Below are 6,316 nucleotides of genomic sequence, written 5' to 3' on the forward strand. Positions count from 1 at the left end.
CGCCGGATAAGACCTACATTTCACTGACAGCTTGTGTCATTGATCTTGAGGTTCTCCATGAACGCAGTCTCATCGATCGGCCGATCCGGCATGACCGCAGCCCTCCAGCAACTGGACAGCTCGGCCCACAACATCGCCAACAGCCAGACCTCGAATTTCAAACGCGAGGTCGTCAACCAGCGCGAACTGCCCAACGGCGGCGTGGCCACGACCGTCGAGCAGACCCAGACGATCGGGCACGACCTCAGTGCCGACATCGTCCAGCAGATCTCGTCCACCTACTCGTTCCAGGCCAACCTCCACACCCTGCGCACCCAGCAGGACATGATGGGCACGCTGATCGATCTGCAAGCCTGAGCGTCTGACTTACACTCATTGGGAAAGCCCCAATGAGTTCCACCACACCGTCCCCTTCCACGCCCGAGGCGCCCTTCCCCCTGGTCCACTGGACCGAGGCCGAGCAGAACCACAGCGCCCGCTGGCGCTCTGAAAGCAGCGCGCCGCCACCCAAACGCGTGGTCCTGGCCGACGACCGCATGAGTGCCGACATGGCCTACCGGCTCGCCAGCGAAGGCACCGGCCTGCTCTGGCGGGGCGACTACCAGAACGCCCGACACCTGCTGCAAGCCCTGGCCCGGCGCACCGACCGCAAGGTGCGCAAGACTTCCTCGGTCCCATCCGAGGCTTTCAACTTGCACCGCCAGGCCCAGGCGCAGCGCGCGCGCGTGTTGGCCATGGTGCTGATTCCCTTGGACCCCGACTTCGGCATCCCGCTTCGCCGCGCACCCGATGTGCGCCAGGCCTGCCTGGAAGCCTGCGGACCTGCCGGCGGGGACAGCGTGGTGTCTCTGCGCGAGCTGCTCGGCCTGGTCGGCGCCCACGAATGGCGCAAAAAGGGCGTCGAGGTCCCTTTTTTGCAAGGCCGCGTCCACCCGCACTACGGTGTGTTCTCGCCGGTGCGCGGCGAGTACATCGACCTGATCGCGCAAGCGCCCCTGCCGGCGGACACCAGCCTGGCCTTCGACATCGGCACCGGCACTGGCGTGATCGCTGCCGTGCTGGCGCGGCGCGGCGTGGCGCACGTGATCGGCACCGACCAGGATGCTCGTGCCTTGGCTTGCGCCCGCGAGAACATCGAGCGTCTGGCCTTGTCCCGGCAAGTCGACATCGTGCAGGCCGACCTCTTTCCGGAAGGCCGGGCACCGCTCATCGTCTGCAACCCGCCTTGGGTACCCGCCAGGCCCAGCTCGCCCATCGAGCACGCCGTCTACGATCCCGACAGCCGCATGTTGCTGGGTTTCTTGAATGGCCTGGCCGCCCACCTGGCGCCCGGTGGCGAAGGCTGGCTCATCCTGTCGGACCTGGCCGAGCACCTGGGCCTGCGCTCACCCACGGCCTTGCAAGAAGCGATCGACGCGGCCGGCCTGACCGTCGTCGACCGCCTCGGCATCAAGCCACGGCACCCCAAGGCCGGTGATGACAGCGACCCGCTGCACCAAGCCAGGCAAGCCGAACTGACGTCCTTGTGGCGCCTTGGCGTGCGCCACTGAGCGAGCCCAAGCCATGGACTTTCCGCTCACCGACTTGGCATCGGCCCAGACCATGTTCAGCACGCTGCAAGCGCAAGCCCTGGCCCAAGGCCTGAGCTTGCGCGCGCCACCACCCGAGCCCACGACTTGCTGCGGGCGCGGCTGCAATGGTTGCGTGTGGGAGGGGTTTTTCGCAGCGGCCGTCTACTGGCGCGACGAGGCCTTGCTCATCCTCGACGACCGCTTCTGACGCGCTTGTTCAGCGCGCCGTGATCATCATTCCTTCAAGGACTTGATGTCGGCCTTTTCATCCTTGTACATCTGCTTGGCTTCCTTCTTGGATTCCTTCGAGATCTGCTTGGCGTCGTGCTTGCAATCGCGTTCGTTCTTGCTGTCCAGGTTCGACGTCTTGCAATCGGCCACGTCCAGGTCTTCCTGGGCTTCGGCCACCTTCTTGCGGGCCTTGTACTCGGCCTTGCTTTCAGTCTTGAGGTCGCGGGCCTGTTCGCTGGTCAGCGTGCCTTGGCCCGAGGGCATGGCGGTGTTGTCGGCGGCGTGCGCGAAAGACAGGGTCAGGCCCAGGGTGCCAGCGGCGAGGAGATATTTGAAGTTGGCGTTCATGGCAATCGGTTCCTTTTCAAGAATTGCGGCCAGCGGCGCTGACCTCGTCCAGGAGGTGGCAAACAGCGTTCCCGCCCCCCTAGCTTGAAGCCTTGCGGAGGATGGCACCGCCCGCCATCCACGCTATAACCGGCGCACTTCATTCACAGGCACCAGCACGGGGGCGGGATCATGGGCAGTTTGTTGATCAAGGGCAGCCAGGGCGCGGACGTCAAACGTCTGCGGCAGCAACTGACCCGGGAATTGGGACCCGATGGCAGCGATTACAGCAAGCTGGCCTCCGGCCTGGTGTTCGACGCGGACCTCGAAGCGGCCGTGCGCCGCTGGCAATCGGGCTCGGGCCTGATCGCCGATGGCATCGTCGGCCCGCGCTGCCAGGCCTTGTTGGGATTGAGCAAACCAGCCACCTTGGCCGTCCCCCTGGACACCGACGCGGTGCGCCGCCTTTTCCCGGCCACCAAGCCCTCGAACATCGCGCGCTACTTGCCCTACGTGGCCGCCGCCCTGCAAGAGGCCGGCCTGACTGACCGGGGCATGGTCTGCGCGGCCCTGGGCACCATCCGCGCCGAAAGCGAAGGCTTCCTGCCCATCTCGGAGTTCCCGTCGCAATTCAACACCCGGCCTGGCATGGCCCCCTTCAGTGCCTACGAGGACCGCAAGGACCTGGGCAACCAAAGTGCCGGCGACGGTGCCAAGTTCAAGGGACGCGGCTTCATCCAGTTGACCGGCCGCGCCAATTACCAGGCCTGCGGCGCCAAGTTGGGCATCGACTTGGTGGCCAACCCCGACCTGGCCAATGCCCCCGAAGTGGCCGCCATGCTGCTGGCCACATTCCTGGCCCAACGCGCCGACGCCATGCGCACTGCCCTGGCCGAAGGCAAGTACCTGGTGGCCCGCAAGATGGTCAACGGCGGCGCCCATGGCCTGGACCGCTTCAAGAACGTGTTCGACCTGGCCAAGGCCGTGTGGCCCCTGCCCGCCGAGGCCCAGGCCGGCACCAAGGTGGCGGCCCGACAGCGCGCCGCCACCTTGGCCCATGCCACCAAGAAAAAACGCCCCCTCACCGTGGCCAAGGACCCGGCCGACCTGCGCGACCGCTTCTACCTGCCACCGCCTGTCAGCCTGCCCGGCGAATACCCCGATTCCAGCGACATCAAACGCTTTCTCTCGACCTACACCAAGGCCGGACTGATCCTGGACCAAGGCCAGGAAGGCGCCTGCACCGGCTTCGGCCTGGCCTGCACCGTGAACTACCTGCGCTGGCGCAAGCAGCAGATGCCCAAGGCGTTGGACTCGGTCAGCCCGGCCATGCTCTACACCTTCGCACGCCGCTACGACGAGTACGAAGGCGAGAACTACGAAGGCTCCAGCTGCCGAGGCGCCATCAAAGGCTGGTTCCACCATGGCGTGTGCCTTGAAGGCGATTGGCCGCACCGCGACCATGCCCCTGTCCAGCCCAAATATGGCTATGCCCAGCGCGCCGCGCAGAACACCCTCGGCGTGTACTACCGCATCGAAGTCAAATCCATCACCGACCTGCAGGCCGCGATCCGCGAGGTCGGCGCCATCTATGTGTCCAGCACCACGCACGAAGGCTGGAACCAGATCGCGAACACGGCCCGGGCCCCGTCCGGCCACACCGGCCTGCCCGTCATCCCTTACGACGGCCACCCCTCCGAGGTCGATGGCCACGCCTATGCGCTGGTCGGCTTCAACGAGCGTGGCTTCGTGTTGCAAAACTCCTGGGGCAGCGGATGGGGCGCGGGCGGCTTCGCGGTGCTCACGTACGCCGACTGGCTGGCCAATGGCATGGACGCCTGGGTCGTGGCCCTGGGTGTGTCAGGGGTGATGGTGGGCGGCATGGCCACCGCCGCTGCCAGCCAGACCCGCGCCAGCAGTGCCGACACCAGCGCCTGGTGGGACGAGCGCCGCGCCTACCAGCACAGCATCGTGCTGGGCAACGATGGCCGCGTGCGCCGCTACCTGACCGAGGACGAGGTCAGCCGCACGCTGCTGCACCAGGCCTCGGTGCTGCCCGACACCTGGTTTCGCGGCCAGCCCGACAAGGTCAAGCGCCTGGTGATCTACGCGCACGGCGGCCTCAACAGCGAGGCCGATGGCATCAAGCGCGCCCGCGCCATGGGCCGCTTCTTCACCGGCAATGGCTGCTACCCACTCTTCCTGGCCTGGAAAACCGGCCTGGGCGAGAGCATCGGCAACATCATCCAGGAAGCCTGGCGCAAGCAGCCGCCCACGGCCGCCGGGGTAGGCGAATGGATCACCGACCGCACCGACCTGCTCATCGAGAAATCCATCGGCCGGCCCCTGGTCAAGCCCGTGTGGAGCGAGATGAAGGAGAACGCCGAACTGGCCTTCAACACCACGCGCGGCGGCGATCTGCTCATCACCGCCTTGCAGAAGCTGATCAGCACCTGGGGCGATGACCTGGAGATCCACCTGGTGGGTCACTCGGCCGGCTCCATCATCCTGGGCCACATGCTCGACCTGGCGGCCAAGCGCGGCCTGACGGGCCAGATCTCGTCCATCCAGCTGTGGGCGCCGGCCTGCACGGTGCAGTTCGCCAACCAGCACTACGCCCCCCACACCGACCTGATGAAGAAGCTTTACCTGCAGGTGCTATCCGACCGCGTCGAACGCGACGACAACGTGGTGGGCATCTACCGCAAGTCCCTGCTGTACCTCGTGTCGAACGCGCTCGAAGCCGACCTGCGCACGCCCATCCTGGGCATGGAAAACGTGTTCAAGGCCGACTACCGGGGTTGGGATGGGTCGTCCAGCACCGGCGAGTCCTTGAGCAACTGGCGGCAGGCCGCCGCCGTGGCGGGCTTGGTGCCCGGCGAGCGACTGGTGCTGGTGGACTCGGACAAGATCACGGTGGCCCGGCCCGACAAAGTGGCCAAGGCCGCCCACGGCACCTTCGACAACGACGTGGACGTGGTCTCGCGCGCCATCGAGCGCATCAGTGGTGGTGTGTTGAAGACCCCGGTCGATGACCTGCGGGGCTTCTGAGCACCGGCGTCAGGTCGAGTAGGAAGCGTCGTCCACCTGGATGTCATGTTCCAGGATGACGGCGCCCAGGTGCCCTTCCGGCGGCCGGCCAAAAAACGGCCCGCCCGGTTCGGCGAACAAATAGAGGTCGGACTGCAAGGCGCCGCAATGCGGGCAATGGTTGGTGAGGCGGCTCACGCCATCGTCGCCGGGCTGATCAACCCGCAAATTGGGCGCCAGCAGCAGCAGGGCATCGGTCAATTCGGCGGGGGGGTTGGAAATGCCGTGCACATAGGTGCGGCTTTCGCCAGATTCACCCAGGTCGACCACATCGGCCGCGACCACCGCGTGCACCTGGGTCAGGGCCTGGCACTTCCAGCAAGTGGAAGTGGACGTGCGCATGTGGATGGGGGCCACCAGGCGCAAAGGGGCGGCATCCGTGGCTTTGGGGGCCGCGCCCTGGCCAGCGTTTTTCTTCAGGCTGTGTGGAGTGCTCATCCAGGCTATCCCTTGAAGACGTGAAGGCTCAACGCTAACACGTCTTCTCAGAATTTGAAGATGCTCAAACCCAGGCTCAGGCTGGTCTGCTTGAAGTTGTAATCCAGCAAGGTTTCACCGTAGCCCTGGAAAATCTGGGCATACCAGCGAAGGCCATCCGGCCGGTCACGGAACACCGGGTAGGAGTAGTCCAGCTGCACCGAGCCCTTGCCCGAGAAGGACGGACGCCACGCCACCGCGGCCGTGGATCGGCCAGGGGTCCACACCGCCTGCAATTCCGCGCGCTTCAGGTAGTGCTGGATGTCGGGGTTGTCGTCCCCCACCGAGTTGTCGGTCTCCAGCCGGTGCTCCAGCCGCAGGTTGAACATCAGGTCACGGCGTTCCAGGCCCACTTGGCCATAGACCCGGTTCCAGCTGCGCGACAGCGGGTCGGGCTGGCCGTTGGATTGGTGGACGATGCCAGCCTGCGTCATGCGCCATTTCCAACCCAGTGGCAACGATTGCCAGGATTCAGGCGTCGGCACCACGTAGATGACTTCAGGCTGGTAGTCGGTGCTGCGGAAAGGCGCGGACTGGTCGCGGTTCCACAACTGCCACATGGACTGCTGGGTGTAGGCCACCCACAGGTCGGCGCCCGGAAGCAAGGCGTTTTCCCAGAC

The 6,316-nt window shown here is 65.8% G+C and carries 7 protein-coding genes; 4 read left to right on the top strand and 3 right to left on the bottom strand.

Annotated elements, in window-relative coordinates; translation table 11 throughout:
• The first annotated feature begins 57 nt into the window (after positions 1–57).
• From ACREB4_RS18630 to ACREB4_RS18640, 3 genes are read left to right on the top strand one after another with little or no spacing between them, the layout of a single operon-like run.
• Complete coding sequence (locus ACREB4_RS18630; RefSeq protein WP_431589743.1) at positions 58–357, top strand: flagellar basal body protein; 300 nt, start codon at positions 58–60, stop codon at positions 355–357.
• Between the two features lie 32 nt (positions 358–389).
• Positions 390–1,550, top strand: coding sequence for a methyltransferase (locus ACREB4_RS18635; RefSeq protein WP_431589744.1), 1,161 nt, complete (start codon positions 390–392; stop codon positions 1,548–1,550).
• Positions 1,551–1,563: 13 nt separating this feature from the next.
• A complete protein-coding gene (locus ACREB4_RS18640; protein WP_431589745.1) occupies positions 1,564–1,779 on the top strand; it encodes an oxidoreductase-like domain-containing protein in 216 nt (71 codons plus the stop codon).
• Between the two features lie 26 nt (positions 1,780–1,805).
• Here the strand turns inward: ACREB4_RS18640 and ACREB4_RS18645 are convergent, their stop codons facing one another.
• The gene (locus tag ACREB4_RS18645) at positions 1,806–2,150 is read right to left on the bottom strand and encodes a hypothetical protein (protein WP_431589746.1); all 345 of its coding nucleotides are present in this window, start codon (positions 2,148–2,150) and stop codon (positions 1,806–1,808) included.
• Between the two features lie 171 nt (positions 2,151–2,321).
• Between ACREB4_RS18645 and ACREB4_RS18650 the strand changes: the two genes are divergently transcribed.
• Positions 2,322–5,180, top strand: coding sequence for a glycoside hydrolase family 19 protein (locus ACREB4_RS18650; protein WP_431589747.1), 2,859 nt, complete (start codon positions 2,322–2,324; stop codon positions 5,178–5,180).
• Between the two features lie 9 nt (positions 5,181–5,189).
• Here ACREB4_RS18650 and ACREB4_RS18655 read toward each other — a convergent pair whose 3' ends face one another.
• Together ACREB4_RS18655 and ACREB4_RS18660 are read right to left on the bottom strand one after the other, a co-directional pair.
• A complete protein-coding gene (locus ACREB4_RS18655) occupies positions 5,190–5,657 on the bottom strand; it encodes a hypothetical protein (RefSeq protein ID WP_431589748.1) in 468 nt (155 codons plus the stop codon).
• Between the two features lie 47 nt (positions 5,658–5,704).
• Positions 5,705–6,316 (bottom strand): phospholipase A (locus ACREB4_RS18660; RefSeq protein ID WP_431589749.1); only part of this gene is annotated, 612 nt, incomplete at its 5' end.

Origin of the sequence: Aquabacterium sp. (assembly GCF_050725395.1) — a bacterium.
Taxonomy (GTDB): domain Bacteria; phylum Pseudomonadota; class Gammaproteobacteria; order Burkholderiales; family Burkholderiaceae_C; genus Aquabacterium.